Source organism: Glycomyces sp. L485 (assembly GCF_022548875.1).
Lineage (GTDB): Bacteria > Actinomycetota > Actinomycetes > Mycobacteriales > Micromonosporaceae > Glycomyces.
The window spans coordinates 224474-244258 of record NZ_JAKZEW010000002.1 but is presented as its reverse complement, the minus strand read 5'-3'; the positions used below and the strand labels follow the sequence as shown (position 1 = coordinate 244258).

Here is a 19785-nt window from a genome sequence, read left to right as displayed (position 1 = left end):
CGTCGGTCACCACGAGCGGGGGCGGTCGTCCCATTCGCCCCAGCCGCGGCGCTCCTCGTCCTCGCGGCGGCGCGAGTTCGGCGAGGGCTCGCCTTCGGTCTGGTCGGCGGCGTACGGCGACGGCGGCAGGTTGCCGCCCGCGCCGCCCTGCGGCATCGCCTGGGTCGGCTGCGGCGCGTACGGGTCGGCAGGCGGGGCGCTCGGCGGCTGCGGCGGCGCGCTCGGCGGCGCGGACGGTGGGGCGTACGGGTCGCGGCCCATTCCGCCGTGGCCCGGCTGGTACGGCTGCGTGGCACCCGGTTCGGAGTAGCTGGTCCGAGGCGGCTGCGACGGCTGCGGTGCGTACGGGTCGCGCGAGACCGGCGGCGGAGGCGGCGTCGGCGACTGGTACGGCTGCGTCGCGCCCGGGTCGGAGAACGTCGGCTGCTGCGGGCGTGAGGACATGTTCGCCTGCGGCATCACCTGGGTGGCGTCGCTCATCGGCGGGGGCGAGGCGCTGCCGGGCCGGTCGAGGCCCTTGACCGTCGACAGGATCTGGGTGTCGCCCGGGCCCACCGGGGGCGGCGGTGCGGGCGCGCCGGCCTGCGGCATCACCTGGGTCGAGTCGTCGCCCGGCCCGTAGGCGGGGCCGAAGCCGGAGGTGGGGGCCCCGTAGGCGCCGACCTCCTGGTCGGCGAGGAGCGGCCCGTTGTGAATCATGGTGGGCGCGTCCTGGCCGGGAGCGGGGCCGGCCTGGTAGACGCCGGGGGTGCCGACCTGCGCCGCGGTGGGCTGGTGGTCCGGCGAGGCGTCCGGGAAGCTCTCGGCCTCGTCGTCGTTGTCGTTGTCCTTGCCGCCGCGCAGCAGGAACACGATGCCGACGATGCCGCCGACGACGAGCAGGCCGCCGATGACGATGAGGAAGACGAGCGTGCCTGAGATGCCGCCGGAGTCCTCGGTGGCGACCGGGGTCGGCGAGGGCTCCTCGGCGGCCTCGGTGGTGGGCTGCGCCTCGGTGGTCTCGTTCTCGACCGGCTCGGCGACCATGGTGACGTTCTGAGTGAACCGCGAGCCCTCGGCGACGGAGATGCCCTCCTTGACGAGCTCCTCGAAGCCGTCCTTTGTGACCGTGAGTGTCATCTCACCGGGCGCGATGAAGGTGCCCTGGTCGCTGCCCTCGAACTTGAAGTTGCCGCTGGAGTCGGTGGTGGCCTCGTGGTTCTTGCCGTCGCCGTCGGTCAGAACGACCTTGGCGCCGTCGACGGGTTGGGCGTTCGAGGTGACGGTGCCGGAGACTTCGGAGACCGACTTCGGTCCCGCGTTGGCGTGCCCGGCGACGGTGACGCTCGTCTTCTGTTCGCCGTTCCCGCGTCCGCCGGCATTGATCTTGAGCTCGCCGGTCTTGGTCTCGCCCTCCGGCAGCTCGGACTCGGAGGCCGGGGCAAGGATGAACTGCACCTGGCGCTGCTCGTTCGGCTGCATGCCGGCGCAAGTGGCCTGGCCGGCGCCGGTACGCGTGCAGGTGCCTTCCTGAACGTCGACGGAGGCGAGATTGTTCAGGCCCGAAAGGTTCGCGGTGAGGACGACATCCTGTGGGCCCGGGCCCCCGTAGGTGGCCTTGACTTCGACGGTGATGGTCGCCGGCGCGCCGCCGACGTCGACGTACGGGTCGAAGCCGCCGGAGATCCAGTGCTCGAAGTCCGCCGCCTGGGCGGCGGCCGGGAAGGCGAGCGCGCCGAGGAGGACGCCGAAGGCCGCGGCGAGCCCCGCAAGCCGCGTGCGCAGGCGACCCCGTGGCCCCCGCCGGGACCGCGAGACGTTAGTCTTGGTCCGGCTCGGTCCGGCCGCTACGGTCATCTACATCCCCTCCTGGGCATGCCTTGCTGTGCCACTGTTGGCTCGTGATCGCCATGACTGGGCACGACTCACCCACAGTCGCGGGCTGTCGTCGCCACTATGCCTGGTCTCGTTCAGATAACAGGATCCAGGGTGTCAGGACGGAGACGCGCGCGGGTCCGCACGACGCCATCTGGCGCAGTCTAACCTGCTTTGAAGGAATCGCTATGGACGCTGTGGCCGACACCATTGCCGCGCTCGAAGACGGCGAGGTCCCCGACCGCGACACGCTGAAGGCGGCGGTGCGCGGACTGCTGCGGTCTCTCGCGGAGAAAGCCCCTGGTCACTCCGTAGAGGTGCGGGTGCCGCCGGTCGGCGCGGTGCAGTGCGTCGAGGGTCCTCGGCATCGGAGGGGCACTCCCCCGAACGTCATCGAATGCGAGCCGATCGTCTTCTTCGAAATCGCCACCGGGCGCCTCGGCTTCGCCGACGCCGTCGCCGCCGGCAAGGTCACCGCGTCGGGCCAGCGCGCAGACCTGTCCGAGTACCTGCCGATCGCGCACGAATAAGGCCCGCCTCCAGCGGAGACGGGCCTTCGCGGTGCGCTATTCGCCGAGCTTCGCGCCGATGCGGCCCTTCCAGGCCGCCTCGATCTCGGCTCGCCCGATGTCGAAGTGGTCCCGCAGGTGCAGGCCGTCGGTCTTCGCGTCGGCCACGCCGAGCGGCGTGATCGGCAGGCCGCGCTGCTCGCACGCCGACCGCACCGCCAGCTCCTGGCCGCGCGGGATAACGATGAGCACCCGGCCGGTGGACTCGCTGAACAGGTACGTGAACGGGTCGGCGCCCTCGGGCAGCAGGATCTGCGCGCCCATCCCCGAGTTGCTGATCGCCTCGACCAGGGTCTGGGCGAGGCCGCCCTCGGACAGGTCGTGGGCGGCGGCGATCTGCTCGTTGGCCGCTAGGCGCGAGAGCAGGTCGGCCAGCTTCATCTCGTGGTCGAGATCGACCTTGGGCGGGACGCCGCCGAGGTGGCGGTGCGTCGCCCACGCCCACTCCGAACCGGACAGCTCCTCGCCGGTGGTGCCGATGACCGCGATGGTGTCGCCGGTCTGGCCCAGCCCCAGCGGGATGCGGCGGGCGACGTCGTCGATGACGCCCAGGACGCCGATGACCGGCGTCGGGTGGATCGCCTCGCGACCGGTCTGGTTGTAGAAGGACACGTTCCCGCCGGTGACGGGGATGCCCAGCTGCTGGCAGCCGTCGGCGATGCCGGTGACGGCCCGCTCGAACTGCCACATGACGTGCGGGTCCTCCGGGGAGCCGAAGTTGAGGCAGTCGGTGACGGCGATCGGCGTGGCGCCGGTGACGGCGACGTTCCGGTAGGCCTCGGCGAGCGCCAGCTGCGCGCCGGCGTACGGGTCGAGGCGCGCGTAGCGGCCGTTGCCGTCGAGCGAGATGGCGATGCCGACGCCGGTGCTCTCGTCCAGGCGGATGACGCCCGCGTCGTGCGGGGTCGCGAGGACGGTGTTGCCGAACACCGAAGAGTCGTACTGTTCGGTGATCCACGACTTGTCGCACAGGTTGGGACTGGCGGCCATGTCGAGGACCGTCCGGCGGATGTCCTCGTCGGCGGTCGGGCGCGGCAGCGTCTCGGCCCGGTCGACGGCGACGAGCGCCAGGTCGTTCGGCTCGGCGATGGGCCGGTTGTAGACCGGGCCCTCGTCGGCGAGGCTCGCCGGCGGGACGTCGACGACGGTCTGCCCGTGGTAGTCGATGACGAGGCGGCCGGTGTCGGTGACGGTGCCGATCGCGGTGGCCAGCAGGCCCCAGCGGTGGGCGCGGGCGAGGACGTTCTCGACGTTCGCCGGGTCGACGATGAGGAGCATCCGCTCCTGCGACTCGGAGGCGAGGATGTCGTGCGGCTCCATGCCCTTGGCGCGCAGCGGGACCAGTTCGAGGTCGACGTGCATACCGCCGTCGCCGGCGGCGGCGGTCTCCGAGAGCGCGCAGGTGAGCCCGGCGCCGCCGAGGTCCTGCACTCCGACGACCAGGCCGGTGTCGAACAGCTCCAGGCAGCACTCGATGAGCAGCTTCTCCTCGAACGGGTCGCCGACCTGCACGCTCGGGCGCGAGTCGGAGTCGTCGTCCTCGGAGAACGTGGCGCTGGCGAGCACGGAGACGCCGCCGATGCCGTCGCGGCCGGTCTTGGCGCCGAGCAGGATCACGACGTTGCCGACGCCGCTGGCCTGCATGGACTGGAGGCGCTCTCTGGGCATGACGCCGACGCTGAGCGCGTTGACCAGCGGGTTGCCCTGGTAGCAGGGGTCGAAGTAGGTCTCGCCGCCGATGTTGGGCAGGCCGACGCAGTTGCCGTAGTGGCCGACGCCGTCGACGACGCCCGGGAGGACCCGGGCGGTGTCGGGGTGGTCGATGTCGCCGAAGCGAAGGGAGTCCATGACGGCGATCGGGCGGGCGCCCATGGCGATGATGTCGCGGATGATGCCGCCGACGCCGGTGGCCGCGCCCTGCTTCGGTTCCACGTACGACGGGTGGTTGTGGGACTCGACCTTGAACGTCACCGCGAGGTTCTCGTCGATGGCGACCACGCCGGCGTTCTCGCCGATCCCGGCCAGCAGGCGCGGGGTCTTCGGGTTCTTCTGGCCGAACTGGCGCAGGTGGACCCTGCTGGACTTGTACGAGCAGTGCTCGGACCACATGATCGAGTACATCGCCAGCTCGGACTGGGTGGGGCGGCGCTCCAGGATCTCGCGGATCCGGGAGTACTCGTCCTCGGCCAGGCCGAGTTCGGCGTGCGGCTGCTTCTCATCGGGCGTGGCGGCGGCGACGCCGACCGTGTCCACAACGGGATTGAGCATCTGCTTTGTCATCTCGCGGCTCCCTCACTCAGGTGGGCCAGGACCGAGGCGACGATGCCGAGCCCGTCGGTGGACGGGCCGGTGAGCGCCTCGACGGCGTGCTCGGGGTGGGGCATGAGGCCGACGACGTTCCCGGCCTCGTTGGCGACCCCGGCGATGTCGCGCATCGCGCCGTTGGGGTTGTCGAGGTAGCGGAAGACGACCTGTCCGTTCGCCTCGATGCGGTCGAGGGTGGCCTCGTCGGCGACGTAGCGTCCCTCGCCGTGCTTGGCGGGGAGGACGACCTCCGCGTCGGGCGCGAAGGCGGCCGTCCACGCGGTGCGGTTCGTCTCGACCCGCAGGCGGGCCGGGCGGTTGCGGTAGCGGAGGTGGGCGTTGCGCACCAGCGCGCCGGGCAGCAGGTGCGATTCGCACAGGACCTGGAAGCCGTTGCACACGCCGAGGACCGGCATGCCGCGGTCGGCCGCGTCGCGGACCAGTCCCATCACTTCGGAGAATCGGGCGATGGCGCCGCAGCGCAGGTAGTCGCCGTAGGAGAACCCGCCGGGCAGGAAGACGGCGTCGACGCTCTTGAGCACCGCGTCGTCGTGCCACAGCGCCACCGGCTCGGCACCGCCGAGGCGCACGGCGCGGGCCGCGTCGCGGTCGTCGAGCGAGCCGGGGAAGGTGACGATGCCGATGCGGGCACTCATACGGCGTCCTCGTCGAGCACCGAGACGGTGAAGTTCTCGATCACGGGGTTCGCCAGAAGCTTGTCGGCGATGATCTGCGACTGCTCCTCGACGTTCTGGACGGCATCATCGAATTCGATCTCGACGCGCTTGCCGATTCGCACCGATGTCACATCGTTGACACCGAGGCGGGGCAGGGCCCCGAGCACGGCCTCGCCCTGCGGGTCGAGAATCTCGGACTTCAGCATCACGTCGACCACTACACGGGCCACGGTCGCACTCCTGTCGGTCACATGGACGGAACAGCTCCAAGCTTATTCACGCGTTCTGACCAGGGCCAGTAGCGCGCTCAGGGTGTCGGTGCCACGTCACAACAACTCACAGGATGTTTCCGGGCCGATATGAGGCGGCCTCAGGGTGCGATTTCGCGGCCGCGGCCGCCTTCTCAGCGATCCTGTCCACCTGATCTCCCGCCGCCCCAATGAATTCACCCGTGTCGGCCACCAGGGCGTCCAGTGCGGCGCGGTCCATCGGGAGGCGCTCGTCGGCGGCGAGCCGGTCGAACAGGTCGTTCTCTCGCAGTCCCGATTCACGCATGTCGCGGGCCACGGCGACGGCGTGCTCCTTGATGGCCTCGTGCGCGTCCTCGCGTCCGGCGCCGCGCTTGACGGCCTCCATGAGGACCTTTGTCGAGGTCAGGAAAGGCAGGTAGCGGTCGAGCTCGGCGCCGACGACGGCCGGGTAGGCCCCGAAGTTGTCGAGCACCGTGAGAAAGGTCTCAAAGAGGCCGTCGACGGCGTAGAAGAGGTCGGGCAGGGCGACGCGGCGGACCACCGAGCACGAGACGTCCCCTTCGTTCCACTGGTCGCCGGCGAGCTCGCCGAGCATCGCAGCGCAGCCGCGGGCGACGACCGCGAGGCCGTTGATCCGCTCGGACGAGCGCGTGTTCATCTTGTGCGGCATGGCCGAAGAGCCGACCTGGCCCGGCATGAATCCCTCGGTGGCCAGTTCGGCTCCGGCCATGAGCCGGATCGTCAGCGCCGCGCTCGAAGGCCCGGCGACGGCCTGGACGAGAGCAGAGGCGACCTCGTAGTCGAGCGAGCGCGGGTAGACCTGCCCGACCGAGTCCATGACGCGCTCGAAACCCAGGTGGGAGGCTACGCGCCGCTCCAGCTCGGCGAGCTTGGACACATCGCCGCCGAACAGGTCGAGCATGTCCTGCGCGGTCCCGACCGGGCCCTTGACCCCGCGCAGCGGGTAGCGCCCGAGCAGCTCCTCGATCCGCTCGTAGGCGACGAGCAGCTCCTCGGCCCAGGACGCGAACCGCTTCCCGAGCGTTGTGGCCTGTGCGGGCACATTGTGGCTCCGACCGGCCATGACCAGGTCCCGGTACTGCTCGGCGCGCGCCGCGACGCGCACGAGGGCGGCGACGAGGCGGTCGCGGACGAGTTCGAGCGACTGCCTCACCAGCATCTGCTCGACGTTCTCGGTCAGGTCGCGGCTGGTCATGCCCTTGTGGATGTGCTGGTGCCCGGCGAGGTCCGAGAACTCCTCGATGCGGGCCTTGACGTCGTGCTTGGTGACGCGCTCGCGCTCGGTGATCGACTCCAGGTCGACGGTGTCGACAACCCGCTCGTAGTCGGCGATCACTCCGTCGGGCACGGTCACACCCAGATCGTGCTGGGCCTTGAGCACGGCGAGCCACAGCCGCCGCTCGGCCTTGATCTTCCCGACCGGGTCCCAGATGTCGCACATCTGCTTCGAGGCGTATCGCTCGGCGAGCACATTCGGAGTCACGCCGCAATGATGACACCCGCAGCAGGTCACCGGTTCGGGACATCGCATGACGCTCGCCATCGACCGGCGAAACACGAGATCGCACGGCGGCCGACATGGTCCGAGACCCGAGCGGATTCCACTGCCGCACCGAGTTCGTGGCCGGAATCGTGATGTGCGCGACGCCGCCTCTCGATCCCCGGATGAGGGCGATGCCCGTCGCCGCGATCCGGGAGAGTGCTGACGACTATCCGGCGCGCCTGTTAACCAGCACGTCTCCAACCCGTAAACTGACCGTGTGCGAGTACTCCTGATCGGTTCCGGCGGCCGCGAGCATGCCCTTGCGGCGTCCCTGGCCGCCGACGAAACCGTAGACACGCTCATCTGCGCCCCCGGCAACCCGGGCATGGCGCGGCTCGGCGAATGCGTCCCGGTGAACGCGAACGACCCCGCGTCGGTCGCGTCCCTGGCGGTCACCTCGGCCGCCGACCTCGTCATCGTCGGGCCCGAGGCCCCGCTGGTCGCGGGCGTGGCCGACGCGGTGCGCGCCAAGGGCATCCCTGTCTACGGGCCGGGCCGCGAGGCCGCCCGCATCGAGGGCTCGAAGGCGTTCGCCAAGGAGGTCATGGCCGCCGCGGGCGTCCCGACCGCCGCGGCCCGCGCCTGCAGGAACGCCGAGGAGATCGAGGCGGCGCTCGACGAGTTCGGGTCGCCGTACGTCGTCAAGGACGACGGGCTCGCCGCGGGCAAGGGCGTCATCGTCACCGAGGACCGCGAGGCGGCCCTTGCGCACGCGCTCGAATGCGAGCGCGTGGTCATCGAGGAGTACCTCGACGGGCCCGAGGTCTCGCTGTTCGTCGTCGCCGACGGCACGACGGCCCGCCCGATGCTGCCGGCGCAGGACTTCAAGCGCATCGGCGAGGGTGGGACCGGCCCGAACACCGGCGGCATGGGCGCCTACACGCCGCTGCCGTGGGCGCCGGACGACCTGGTCGAGGAGATCATGGCGAGGGTCGCCGAGCCGACGCTCGCCGAGCTCGCCGGACGCGGCACCCCGTTCATCGGGACCCTGTACTGCGGCCTGGCGCTGACCTCGAAGGGCCTGAAGGTCGTCGAGTTCAACGCCCGCTTCGGGGACCCGGAGATCCAGCCGATCCTCGCGCTGCTGGAGACGCCGCTGGGCGGGCTGCTGCACGCCGCCGCCACAGGCACTCTGGCCGACTTCGGCCCGCTGTGGTGGAAGGAGGGCGCAGCCGTGTGCGTCGTGATCGCCAATGAGGGCTACCCGGAGAAGACCGTCGCCGGCCGGCCCCTGTACGGCGCCGACGAGGCCGGGGTGCTCCACGCGGGCACCGCTCGCGACGCGTCAGGGCAGCTCATCGCCACCGGCGGGCGCGTGCTCGACTGCGTGGGGACGGGCGCCTCGGTGGCGCAGGCCCGCCAGGAGGCCTACGTCCTCGCCGAAGGCGTCAAGCTCGAAGGCGGCTACTTCCGCCGCGATATCGCCGCGAACATCTGAGCCGAGACCGAGGCCGCATCCGCAGGGCGCCTCGGTCGACTCGGGTTTTCGCGCACCGGCGGGACCTTCACAGTCTCGAATCGTCAAGCGCTCGTGCGCGCGCTCCGCGCCTCGCGGCCCTGCCGCCAAGTCTCCACCAGCAGAGTCGCCTGCACGTTGATCAACTTCGCGAGGCCGTAGAGCAGCGCGGCGGCTCCGAACCCGCCGATCCCCAGTCCGAAGGTGCCGTTGACGACTCCGCCGCCGATCCCGACCACCAGCGTCAGGGCCGCCAGGACGGTCAGAATGACCGCCGCCGTCTCCGCCCGGTTGACGGTCTTCTCGATTCGTTCATCGAAGTTCTCCATGTGCCCTACCTGATCGCTTTCCGTATCAATCGATGTGTTCGTCCGGGGAACAATGTCGGCGCAATGGGCCGGACGAGTCGTCGCGGGTCGCTGTCGACGCAGAGGCACCCTCTTCGGCCGGCTCGCACCGGCATCTTGGAGCGGCGTTGGCCCAGAGCGCCTCCGGCGGCGCGGGGAGCCGCGACCGATGACCGAGCCGGCGCAACCCGCGGTTGCTCCCCTCCGGACGATCGGCTCAGCGCTCGCGCCCCCTGCGTGCCGGGGAAGAGTAAGAGGAAGGGACCCCGCGCAGATGCTAACATGCGAAACCCTCTCTTATGGGTACACAATTCTGAGTTCGCATCAGATTTACCAGGCAGCGCTTGTCAAGGCATTCGTGTTGCGCCGCGAGGAGATCGGCGAGGCGCGACCCGGCGTCGGGACGTGCCGGGTCGGCTCTACATCCGGTCGCGCTCGATCGGGCAGGACATGCAGCGGGGCCCGCCGCGCCCCGATCCGAGCTCTGAGCCCGGGATCGTCATGGTCTTGATCCCGGCCCGCTCCAACCTCGCGTTGGTGACCGCGTTGCGCTCGTAAGCGACCGCGACGCCCGGGGACAGGGCGAGGGTGTTGTTGCCGTCGTCCCACTGCTCGCGTTCGGCCGTGACCACGTCGCGCTCTCCGGTGTGGATGATCTCGACGGCTTCGACGCCGATCGCCTCGGCCGCGGCCTCGATGAAGCGGCGCGGCCCCTCGATCGCGAGGTCGTCCCCGTCCGGGCGCAGCGTGTAAGCCTCCAGGCGCCGCTCGGCGGGCGCGTACATGACGATGCGTTCGGCGTCCACCATCGTGCAGAGCGTGTCGAGGTGCATCGTGGCACGGCGCTGCGCGATCGGGACCACGAGGACGGTGTGGACGGTGCCGCGCTCGAAGACGCGGCGGGCCAGGCGCTCCGCGCCGGCCGGGGTGGTGCGCTCGCCGACACCGACGGCGAGCACGCCGGGCGCCAAGGCGAGGACGTCGCCGCCTTCGAGGTGCTCCAGCGACGGATCGTAGATCTTGGGGACGTCGGCGAAGCGCTGGTGGTGGCGGTAGACGGCGCCGGTCAGCGCCGTCTCGCGGCGCCGGGCGGGCATCGCGAGGCTGGTCACGGCCACCGCGTCGCCGATCCACACCGAGGAGTCCCTGGTGAACATCATGTTCGGCAGCGGGTCGATGACGAAGTCCGTGCCGCGCATGAGCCTGTGGCGCAGGCTGTGCGAGTCGCCGAACTCCTCCTTGGTGAGCCCCTCGATGAGGACCGAGGCGAGCCGGTCGGGGTCGAGGTCGGACAGGTAGGCCCGCAGCTCGCCGCCGAGGATCTGGCCCAGGCGCGGATCGGCCGAGACCGAGGCGATGACCTCCTCGCGGGCCTCGGACAGGTAGAGGCACTCGGTGAGCAGCGCCCCGACGTAGAGGACCTCGACGCCGTGGTCGAGGAGGGTCCGGGCGAACCTGTCGTGCTCGGCTTGGGCGCGCTCGACCCACGGGATGCCGTCGAACAGCAGCGCGCCGTTGTTGCGCGGAGTGAGGCGGCGGAGCTCCCCGCCGGGACGGTGCAGCATGACGCTGCGCAGGCGACCCACTTCCGAATCGACCCCGTACGACGAATGCTCGCTCGAACTCATGATCCAGACAATAGAGGCACTGGCACCGAAGATCAACTTTTCTCTGTTAACGTGAATCGACTGAGCGTGACGACTACCCCCGGGATACCCATGACGCAACTCGAATTGGTCATCCCGCTTCGCGCAACGGCACCCGGCACCGATGGCAGACACCTACATCCAGGCTTGGTCCCGTGGCGCGCCGCGGTATGCGCTAGCACCGACGCGTGCCTGCTGTTGTCGGCGGAGACGCGGATCATCGCGATCTCGCAGGCGGGCAGCGACATGCTCGGGCTGCCGGTCGACGTCGACCACACTCGGCCGCGCTTCCTCGGCTCGGGCCTGCGCTTCCTCGATTTCACCGCCGGGGCCGAGCCGCTGCACGACGCCGAGCTGGCGCGGCTCGCGCCGATCCAGACCCTCCAGACCGACGCGCTGGAACGCAGCCTCATGCGCCTCGAGCTCAGGGGCGTGCGGCGCACCTTCGACGTGGTGGCGTCCCCGCTCCACTCGCCGCCGCAGCTGGACGCGATCGGGGCCCTGGCGTTCTTCACCCCGGTCGGCCCCGCCTGAAGCGCCCGCTCAGTGGGCCTCGGGGTCCCCTATGTCGTAGACGACCGCGCGCTCGGTGCGTTCCACCTCGACGCCGAACGGGTCGGTCTCGTGGTCCAGGCCGTCCCACGCGCTGCCCGGCAGCCACGACGGGATCACCACGACAGTCTCGATGCCGGCCTCCCGGAGCGCCTCGATCGAGTCCGGGCTCGGGAACGACTCCGACATCTGCCGGATCCCCGCCTGCTCGTCGGGCGTGAACGCCGCGATCCCGTTGGCCGTCTCCGGGAAGCCGTCGACGCTCCAGTACTGCACCCGCGTGTCCCGCCCGTCCGAGGGCAGGAACAGCGCCGGTCCGTCCAACGCGGACATGTCGACCGGTGCCTGTTCCGGCTCCCGGTTCTCGGCGACCGTCAAGCCCTCCAGCAGTACCAGCGCGATCGGCAGGACCAGCAGGGCGTGGACCGCCCTCGGCGCGCGCACCGTCAGCCGCCGGTCCACCCGGGCCTCGTGCGCCACCGAGTCCGCCGCGTCCGCGATCCGCGTCAAGGTACCGGCCGCGAGGACCGCCAGGAGCAACGTCATGTAGAGGACGGTCCTGCCCGGCGTGCGGATCGCGTCGAACCCCGGAACGTAGTCGTACAGCGGCTTCCACGCCCACGCGCCGTCGTCGAGGAAGTTCGGGCCCATCGCCAGCGCCATGGTGACGAACACTCCCAGCGCCAGCCAGAACCGCTGCCAGCGACTCCACGAGGACCACAGCAGGCCCGCCAGCGCGAGCGACAGCAGCGTGAACCCGACCAGCAGGGCCTGTTCCGGCGGCCACGTCAGGTCTGCGCGCGCCGCCTCGTGCGCCGCGCCCCACAGCCGCGATTCCTCCGGGGCGATGATGAAGCTCTGCCACGTCGGACTGAACCAGCCGATGTACTCGTAGTCCCGCGCCGCCTCGGGATAGGCGCGCGCCACGACCGCGTGCTTGTCGGCGATCCACAGCACCCCGAGGCTGAAGACGACGCCGCCCAGTCCGTTGGCCGCGAACGTCTGCCAGCGCAGTTTCGGGCGCTTGACCAGCCAGAAGCAGCCGACTACGACGCCGATCGCGAGCAGCAGGTACACGAACGGGACACCGAGTCCGGCGCCGATGCTGAACTGCCACAGTGCGACCAGCCATCCGGCGAGGATCCAGCCGGGTCGCTGCCGTTCCGGTTTGAAGCCGCCCCTGAGGGACCAGCCGTGGCCGCGGGCGAGCATCGCCAAAGCGAGGACGATTCCGCCGCACGAAAGGACCTGGAGGTGGCCGGCCTGACCGAGCTTCCAGGGGGCGTATGCGAATGCGGCCGCGGCGACGGCCGAGCCGGCGGCGCGCGCGCCGAGCTGGCGCAGCAGGGCGTACGCGCCGAGGAAGGCGAGCGCGAACGTTCCCATGTAGAGGACGTTGTAGACGATGAGCGCACTGGTCGTGTCGGTGGCCAGGAGTGCGGCGGGCGCGTAGCCGAGGAGCGTGTCGGTGAACAGGTAGGAGTCGGTGGTCGGCCAGAAGCTGTTGGTGTCCCAGATGTCTGCCGGGTTCTCGCGCAGGGAGTGCCCGACCCAGCCGAGGATGTAGGTCAGCAGGAGGGGGTCGCCGGTGTCGTGGGGGATGACCTTGTGGACGTCGCGGGCGAGCGGCCAGGTCATGGCGACCGAGAGGAGGGCGCCGGCGAGCGCGGCGAGAGTCCATTCGCTTGTGGCGGCGCGGCGGCCGAGGCGGGCGATGCGCCGCAGTTTGCCGACGCGGTGGTGTTCGGTGGCCTCGTCCTCGGCGCCGTCGTTCTCGGCGAAGCGCCGCCAGCGGTCCTCCTCGGCGCGTTCGGGCACGTCGGACTCCGTCTCGGACTCCGTTCCGCGCTCGGGCCCGTCCTCTGCTTCAGGTGTCGTGTCGGTGATCGCCATGGGAGAGGGTTCTCGCCGCCTCGGGTAGTCGTGTCATGCCACATCCTACGGACCGGCCCGATTCGGAGGCCATGAGCCGTCACCTATCCGCTGCTCGCTCGTTGAACGAGGTTGAGACCTGATTCGGGGCAACCCCACTAGACCAGTTCGCAAACGGAATCGCAGTTGGAGAGTCACAGGCATGGGAAGACACACCACGAAGCTCGGGGCGCCCTCACGAGCCGAAACGCGTCCGCCCCTGCCCTATCCGGTGCGCGACCGGCGCGTCCCGCCGGGCGTGCGGGCGGCGATGGAGCGCCGCGCGCAGCGGCGCAAGTCGCGGCTGGCGGCGCTCTCGGCGGCCTCGATGCTCGCGGTGGGCGGCGCGGCGGGCATGAGCATCGCGATGGCCGATGAGCCGGAGGCCTCGGGCGGCGACACGATCGTCTTCAGCGGAAACTGCGGCGCGCTCGACCTGCTCTCGGCCACCTCCAGACCCGACGTCTCTGAGGTCACCGTGACGGAGGGCTCGCAGGTGCGCTACACGAACGAGCTCGGCACGGGCGCCGAACTGCACGTCGGCACCGAGGCCTACGAAATCGGCGCGGGCTCGACCCAGGTGTTCGTCATGAATCAGTCCGCCGAGGTCGCGATGGTGCCCGACTGCCACGGCCTGTTCGCGCAGTATGACTTCGCGCAGGTCGACGTGGTGGAAGCGCCGGCTTCCGAGGCGAAGGACTCGCCGGACGACTCCGGTTCCGGCACCGGGCAGCTGCCGTCGGCGGGTTCGGACTCCGGATCGGATTCGGGCGGAGACCCGGACACGCGGTCCGACGCCTCCGAGACCGACGAGGGCTCCACCGGCTCCAGCGGTTCCACCGGTTCCAGTGGTTCCACCGACTTCAGTGGCTCCTCTTGGCAGGGTGCCGGTGCGGGCTCCCGTGGCGAGGACGACACCGCCGAGGCCGAGTCGACCGACGCCGAGGCCGCCGAAACCGAGGCCGAGGAGGAGGAAGTGAACTCCTTCGGCTCGGACAACGACGGGGGCTGGGACGACTCGGAGTTCAGCCCCGCCGGCAGCGACGAGGTGGTGGCGGTCGACCCCGAGGCGGTCTCCGACGGGGCGAGCGGGCTGCTCGCGCTCGTCGCGATCGTCTGCCTCGTGGGTGTGAGCGCGGCGGTGATGCGCGCCATCCTCAAGCAACGGGCGACGGCTTGATCGCCCCGCAAGCCGCCCGCGTCGGCGCCGGTTCGATGACCGAAGCGGGCGATCGACTCGGGTCGGGCTCTGCCCGGCCCGGGACGTCACACGGTGGAGTCTCCGTGAGGCACTGAGTTCGAGTAGTCGCTTGTGGTCTTTCCTCCCCAGGTTCCACTTCGATCGCTCAGGTCAGTGCCTCACGGCCCATTTCAGGATCGTGACCTGGACCTCTACCGGCGCAACGTTATGCAAGTGTTACTTTATTGCGTTCTATCCGGCTTGTCATCTGATGGGCGGCTGCTCTAGCGTGGGCCGGAGTCCCGTAGCAGTGCTACCCCAGCCTTACCGTCAGGTACCCCAAGTGACCTCGAAGCCGAACACTTCGCGCCGGCTCTGGCCCTATCTCGCCGTACCGGCTCTCGCCGTGGCCGTGGCCGCCACCATCTACGTAGGCGATTTCAGCGCAGAGGACGCCGGCCTCGGGGGCTCCTCCGACGAGCAACTGCCCGGTTCCCAGATCGATGAGACGACCCTGAGCGATTCCGAGCTCCAGCCCGACCCGGCCGAGCAGCACGCGGCGGCCGAGGCGAAGCTCCAGGGAATGCTGGCCGAGGCCGTCGACGCCCACCTGGCCGAGCTCGACGACGAGAACCTCTACGCGTCGGTCGCCGTCAGCGACGGCGAATTCGATCTGGACTACAGCGGCGCCGAGCAGCACGACACGGCCTCGATCGTGAAGGTCGAGATCCTGGGGATGCTCCTGCTCGAATACGAATCGGTCGAGGAGATCCCCGGCTGGGCCGTCGGCGACGCCGCGAAGATGATCAAGAAGTCGGACAACGACGCCACCAACGACATCCTTTTCGGGCTCCTCGACGGTCACGCGACCATGCGCGAGGCGCACGAGGTCTTCGGCCTCGACGGCACCGAGCCCGGCCAGGGCGAGCGGTGGGGACTGACGCAGACCACGGCGTCCGACCAGCTCACCCTGCTCGAAGGCGTGCTGTACGAAGGCGTGCTCAACGCGGACCAGGCCGAGCTGGCGCGCTCGCTCATGGGAGACCTGGCCGACTTCCAGCAGTGGGGCGTCAGCTCCGCGGCCGAGGACGGCGAGACCGTGTGGATGAAGAACGGCTGGGACACCCGCAACGATCTCGGCGGCGAATGGGTCGTGAATTCGATCGGTGTGATCGGCGGCGACTCCGAGGAGCCGATCATGATGTCGATCCTCACCGGCGGCTCGGCCTCCGAGGAGGAGGGCATCGCACTCGCCGAAGCGCTCGCCCAGATCGCCCGTGACGTCGTCGACACCGATCCCTACGCCTAGGCTTGGGAAGCGAAAGCCCGACCGACCGCCACACCCTATACTATATATCCTATAGGATATAGGATTTTCAATGACTGATCTGCATTCCGCGCTCACCGACGCGGGCGTCACCGCCGTCTTCGACGGCGACATCATCGCCGCTCACTCTGTCGACCACGCTCGCCTCGTCGAACCCGGTCGCGCCGCCGCGCTGGTCCGGGCCCGCTCGACCGAGGAGGTGTCCGCGGTCCTGCGACTGGCCAGCGAACTGCGGGTGCCCGTGGTGCCGCAGGGGGCGCGCACCGGCCTGGCCGGCTCGGCCACCGCCGTCGACGGCGCGATCCTCCTCGACGTCTCCGGAATGGACGCGATCGTCTCGCTCGACCCGGTCGACCGCACCGCGGTATGCCAGCCGGGCGTCCGCAACGCCGCGATCTCCAAGGCCGCCGCCGAGTACCGGCTGCGCTACGCGCCCGACCCGGGCTCGTGGGAGACCTCGACCATCGGCGGCAACATCGCCACCGCCGCCGGCGGCATGTGCTGCGTCAAGTACGGCGTCACCGCCGAGTACGTCCTCGGCCTCGAAGTCGTGCTCGCCTCCGGGGAGGTCATGCGCTGCGGGCGCCGCACGGCGAAGGGCGTGGCCGGCTACGACCTCGCCAGGCTGTTCTGCGGTTCGGAAGGCACGCTCGGAGTCATCACAGAGGCGACCTTGAAGCTCTCGCCGATCCCGGCCGACCGGCTCACCCTCGCCGCGGTCTTCGACACCACCGCCGCTGCCGGGCGCGCGGTCACCGCGATCATGTCCTCCGGCGCCCAGCCGAGCCTGCTCGAACTCATCGACAACGTCCACCTGCGAGCCCTCGAAGACCTGCGGCCCATGGGCCTGCCGGTCGACGCCGCAGCGCTGCTGCTGGTCGCGGCCGACACCGATCCCGTCGCCGAACTGGCCGAGATCGAGCGGCTCTGCGAGGACGCCGGCGCCGCCGAGGTCTACCGGGCGACCGACGCGGCCGAGGCCGACGCGCTGCTGGAGTCGCGCCGCTCCGCCTACCACGCCATGGAGCGGATGGGCACGGTCCTGGTGGACGACGTGGCCGTCCCGCGCTCGCGCCTGGCCGAGGCACTCGACGGCGTCGCGGCCTCGGCGGAGCGACACGGCGTGGTGATCGGCGTGATCGCCCACGCCGGCGACGGCAACCTGCACCCGAACATCGTGGTCCACCCCGAGGACGAGGCGTCGGTGGCGGCCGGGAGGGCGGCGTTCGACGAGATCCTGGAGATGGCGCTGGCGATGGGCGGGACCATCACCGGCGAGCACGGGGTGGGACTGCTCAAGCGTGATTGGCTGGAGCGGGAAGTGGACCCGGTGAACCTGGCCGTGCAGCGCCGCATCAAGCACGCGCTCGATCCACTGGGGATTCTCAACCCCGGCAAGGTCCTCGCCGGCTGAGACTCGCGGCACCGGTCGTCGCCAAGAGAGCGGCCCGGCTGCGGCTTCGGTCGCCGGGATGCCGATTCGTGTCGGCCCTGTGACACGTTAATGGGGCCGCAGCGCTTGCCCATTCGCTGCGGCCCCGATAAAGTGGAGGAGCTCCACTTTTCATTGGCACCGGTCGAGCTGTGCCCGATTGCCCTGACCGGTTATGTGCCCCCGGATTGTTCCGTGCCTCCCAGAAGACTGCCCATGTCCCTCTGTTCGGCTTGTCGGCGTGACCGGAACGATTATTACTATGAGGACCGTCTCTGAGCGTGGCCTGTGGCGAGGCTGAGAGAAGCCTGGGAAACGATGCGAAACCGTTACGAAGGCACCTCGAATCCCGCGAGTTTTTCCAGCTCAGCAGTGATGTCAGGTCGCTGAGCGACACTCTGATCGTCAATAGAAGTGATAAACGCCACACCTCGGACCGACGAGGTCAGCCAGATCCCCTCCGCCTTCACCAGGTCCTCGACCGCGATCAGCCGCTCGGCCGTCCGCAGACCGATCCGCTCGGCGTTGCCCAGCAGGAACGCGCTCGTCGTCCCCGGCAGGATCCCCGTCGACACAGGCGTCGTGCAGAGCGTGTCCCCGTCGAGCCACACCAGCGACGACGTCGGACCCTCCAGTGCGTAGCCGTCCGCCGAGACCCACAGGGCATCGTCCGCTCCCTGCGACTTCGCCCAGCGCAAGACCGACATCATCGAGGCGTACGACAAGGCCTTCACCCCGCCTAGAAGCCACGGGGCCCTCCCCCGCGCATCGGCATCCACGCCCAACGAGGCCGTCACGAGCCGCAGGCCGTCGCGCCTGGGCAGGATCCGCGCTCTCGGAACAGGGTCGATAGTCGCGAACACCGTCAGCGGCCCGCCGTGCTCTCGCCCGCGCGTGGCGACCAGGCGCAGCGCGGCCTCGCCGGTCCCGCGCTCGCGCCACGCCGCCAGCGCCTGCTCGGCGAGCTCGGCCATCTCGGCCCGGTCGGGCAGCTCGAACTCCATGCGCAGGGCCGAGTTCGCCATGCGAGCCAGGTGCTCGTCGAGGAGGAACGCCTTCCCCTGGCGCACGTTGATCGTCTCGAACACGCCGTCGCCCCGGAGCACCCCGAGGTCGTCGGCGCACAGGATCGGCTCGTCGGAGTCGACGACGCCTCGATGCAGTACCGCAGTCACTGTTGCCATGAGGTCATTCTGCTCCCGATGGGAAGTACGATGCAGACATGCCCACCGAAGCCGAGTCACAGACGCAACTGGCGGCGGTGCTGCGCTCCAAAGGCATGCGCATGACCGCGCAGCGCCAGCTCGTGCTCGAAGCGGTGCGCGAGCTCGGACACGCCACGCCAGAACAGATCCACGAACGCATCAGAGACCGCGTCGAAGGCGTGAACATCACCACCGTCTACCGCACGCTGGACCTCCTCGAAGAGCTCCAGCTCGTCTCCCACACCCACCTCTCCCACGGCGCCCCCACCTACCACCTCGCCGGCGACCGGGGGCACGCCCATCTGGTGTGCCACCGGTGCGGGCGGATCACCGAAGTCGAACCAGCGGTGTTCGCGGACGCGCGCAAGGAGGTGGCCGACCGGACCGGATTCGTCCTCGACGTCGGCCACGTCGCCGTGTTCGGAACCTGCGCCGAATGCTTGGAGAAGCGATGACCGACATAGCCGCGTCCCCCCTGCTGGATCTGCCCGGAGCGGTCGCGAACGAAGGCGGAAGGGTCGCCTGGCACTACGGCGGCCCGCTCACCGAGCAGCGGGCGGCGGCCGAGCGCGGAGCGGTCTTCGACCGCTCCGACCGCGAAGTCATAGCCGTCACCGGGGCGGCGCGCCTCGAATGGCTGCACTCCCTGTCGACCCAGCACCTGACGAGCCTGCGCCCGAACGAGGGCACCGAGACGCTGTTCCTGTCGCCGACCGGGCGGGTCGAGCATCACGCGAACGTCTTCGACGACGGCGAGACCGTCTGGCTCGACACTGAGCCCGGCGACGGTGAAGGACTGCTCAAGTTCTTGGAGCTCATGAAGTTCCGCACCGAGGTCGACATCCGCGACGCCTCCGGGGCGTGGGCGCTGTTCACCTACACCGCGGCAGAGAGCGAAGGCGACGGTCCGGTGAAGCAGCCGGTGCCGATGGCCAAGTTCGCCGCCAAGGACCTCCAGGCGGTCCCGACGGCCGTCTACCCCGGCAAGGCCGTCGGGGGCGGCGGATGGGTCCGCCGCACCGACACGCTCACGACCGGCACCTTCGACCGGCTCGTCCGGCGCGACGAGATCGCCGCCATCCGAGAAGAGGACCCGGACGCCGCCGTGGCCGGCTCGTGGGCGTTCGACGCGCTGCGCGTCGCGGCCGCATGGCCGCGATTCGGCGTCGACACCGACGAGCGCACCGTCCCCCACGAGGTGCCGTACTGGCTCACCGCCGCAATCCATCTCGACAAGGGCTGCTACCGCGGCCAGGAGACGGTCGCGAAGGTCCACCACCTGGGGCAGCCGCCGCGGCGACTGGTCCGGCTCCACTTGGACGGCACCGACGAGCACCCTCCCGCGACCGGGACCCCGGTGACTTCGGACGGCAAGGAGGTCGGCTTCATCGGCACAGCCGCCCAGCACTTCGAGGAGGGCCAGATCGCCCTCGCGATGCTCAGGCGAAACGTTGCCGCAGAGGCGGATGCGCGTCTCATCGTGGGAGATCAGGCAGCGCACCAGTGAATC

The 19785-nt window shown here is 70.1% G+C and carries 17 protein-coding genes; 8 read left to right on the top strand and 9 right to left on the bottom strand.

What is annotated here, in order from left to right; genetic code table 11:
- Window positions 1–6: 6 nt before the first annotated feature.
- Window positions 7–1836, bottom strand: a complete 1830-nt coding sequence (locus L0U85_RS02490) for a carboxypeptidase-like regulatory domain-containing protein (RefSeq protein WP_241376078.1) — start codon at window positions 1834–1836, stop codon at window positions 7–9.
- A gap of 206 nt (window positions 1837–2042) precedes the next feature.
- Between L0U85_RS02490 and L0U85_RS02485 the strand changes: the two genes are divergently transcribed.
- Entirely contained in the window at window positions 2043–2384 is a 342-nt protein-coding gene (locus L0U85_RS02485; protein WP_241376077.1) for a sterol carrier family protein, read from the top strand.
- A 36-nt stretch (window positions 2385–2420) separates the two neighbouring features.
- On the opposite strand, the gene purL is transcribed toward L0U85_RS02485, so the two are convergent.
- The 4 genes from purL to purB form a co-directional block, all read right to left on the bottom strand.
- Entirely contained in the window at window positions 2421–4703 is a 2283-nt protein-coding gene (gene purL / locus L0U85_RS02480) for a phosphoribosylformylglycinamidine synthase subunit PurL (RefSeq protein WP_241376075.1), read from the bottom strand.
- Window positions 4700–5383: a phosphoribosylformylglycinamidine synthase subunit PurQ gene (purQ, locus tag L0U85_RS02475; protein ID WP_241376074.1), complete on the bottom strand. Its 684-nt coding sequence runs from the start codon at window positions 5381–5383 to the stop codon at window positions 4700–4702. Before purQ ends, purL begins: the two co-directional genes overlap by 4 nt.
- Window positions 5380–5634, bottom strand: a complete 255-nt coding sequence (gene purS, locus L0U85_RS02470; protein WP_241376072.1) for a phosphoribosylformylglycinamidine synthase subunit PurS — start codon at window positions 5632–5634, stop codon at window positions 5380–5382. Before purS ends, purQ begins: the two co-directional genes overlap by 4 nt.
- A 106-nt stretch (window positions 5635–5740) precedes the next feature.
- Window positions 5741–7207 (bottom strand): adenylosuccinate lyase, encoded by a 1467-nt coding sequence (gene purB / locus L0U85_RS02465; RefSeq protein WP_277605264.1) that lies wholly within the window; start codon window positions 7205–7207, stop codon window positions 5741–5743.
- 229 nt (window positions 7208–7436) lie between these two features.
- Between purB and purD the strand changes: the two genes are divergently transcribed.
- Window positions 7437–8657, top strand: a complete 1221-nt coding sequence (purD, locus tag L0U85_RS02460; protein ID WP_241376069.1) for a phosphoribosylamine--glycine ligase — start codon at window positions 7437–7439, stop codon at window positions 8655–8657.
- Window positions 8658–8740: 83 nt separating this feature from the next.
- Here the strand turns inward: purD and L0U85_RS02455 are convergent, their stop codons facing one another.
- Both L0U85_RS02455 and L0U85_RS02450 read right to left on the bottom strand, forming a co-directional pair.
- Window positions 8741–9004: a hypothetical protein gene (locus L0U85_RS02455; protein ID WP_241376068.1), complete on the bottom strand. Its 264-nt coding sequence runs from the start codon at window positions 9002–9004 to the stop codon at window positions 8741–8743.
- A 437-nt stretch (window positions 9005–9441) separates the two neighbouring features.
- Complete coding sequence (locus tag L0U85_RS02450; protein ID WP_241376067.1) at window positions 9442–10650, bottom strand: arginine deiminase; 1209 nt, start codon at window positions 10648–10650, stop codon at window positions 9442–9444.
- A 216-nt stretch (window positions 10651–10866) separates the two neighbouring features.
- On the opposite strand from L0U85_RS02450, the gene L0U85_RS02445 reads away from it, so the two are divergent.
- Window positions 10867–11202, top strand: a complete 336-nt coding sequence (locus tag L0U85_RS02445; protein ID WP_241376066.1) for a hypothetical protein — start codon at window positions 10867–10869, stop codon at window positions 11200–11202.
- 9 nt (window positions 11203–11211) lie between these two features.
- On the opposite strand, the gene L0U85_RS02440 is transcribed toward L0U85_RS02445, so the two are convergent.
- Window positions 11212–13113: a hypothetical protein gene (locus L0U85_RS02440; protein WP_241376065.1), complete on the bottom strand. Its 1902-nt coding sequence runs from the start codon at window positions 13111–13113 to the stop codon at window positions 11212–11214.
- Window positions 13114–13294: 181 nt separating this feature from the next.
- Here L0U85_RS02440 and L0U85_RS02435 point away from each other — a divergent pair, with 181 nt between their 5' ends.
- The 3 genes from L0U85_RS02435 (at window position 13295) to L0U85_RS02425 (ending at window position 17052) form a co-directional block, all read left to right on the top strand.
- Complete coding sequence (locus L0U85_RS02435) at window positions 13295–14311, top strand: hypothetical protein (RefSeq protein WP_241376064.1); 1017 nt, start codon at window positions 13295–13297, stop codon at window positions 14309–14311.
- A gap of 343 nt (window positions 14312–14654) precedes the next feature.
- Entirely contained in the window at window positions 14655–15620 is a 966-nt protein-coding gene (locus L0U85_RS02430; protein WP_241376063.1) for a class A beta-lactamase-related serine hydrolase, read from the top strand.
- 58 nt (window positions 15621–15678) lie between these two features.
- Window positions 15679–17052 carry an FAD-linked oxidase C-terminal domain-containing protein gene (locus tag L0U85_RS02425; protein ID WP_347177333.1) on the top strand — a complete coding sequence of 458 codons (1374 nt, stop codon included), beginning with the start codon at window positions 15679–15681 and terminating at the stop codon, window positions 17050–17052.
- 347 nt (window positions 17053–17399) lie between these two features.
- Here the strand turns inward: L0U85_RS02425 and L0U85_RS02420 are convergent, their stop codons facing one another.
- The gene (locus L0U85_RS02420) at window positions 17400–18254 is read right to left on the bottom strand and encodes an aminotransferase class IV (RefSeq protein WP_241376061.1); all 855 of its coding nucleotides are present in this window, start codon (window positions 18252–18254) and stop codon (window positions 17400–17402) included.
- 38 nt (window positions 18255–18292) lie between these two features.
- Between L0U85_RS02420 and L0U85_RS02415 the strand changes: the two genes are divergently transcribed.
- Entirely contained in the window at window positions 18293–18730 is a 438-nt protein-coding gene (locus L0U85_RS02415) for a Fur family transcriptional regulator (RefSeq protein ID WP_241376059.1), read from the top strand.
- Window positions 18727–19782, top strand: a complete 1056-nt coding sequence (locus L0U85_RS02410) for a folate-binding protein (protein WP_241376056.1) — start codon at window positions 18727–18729, stop codon at window positions 19780–19782. The genes L0U85_RS02415 and L0U85_RS02410 overlap by 4 nt, the downstream gene beginning before the upstream one ends.
- Window positions 19783–19785: the final 3 nt, after the last annotated feature.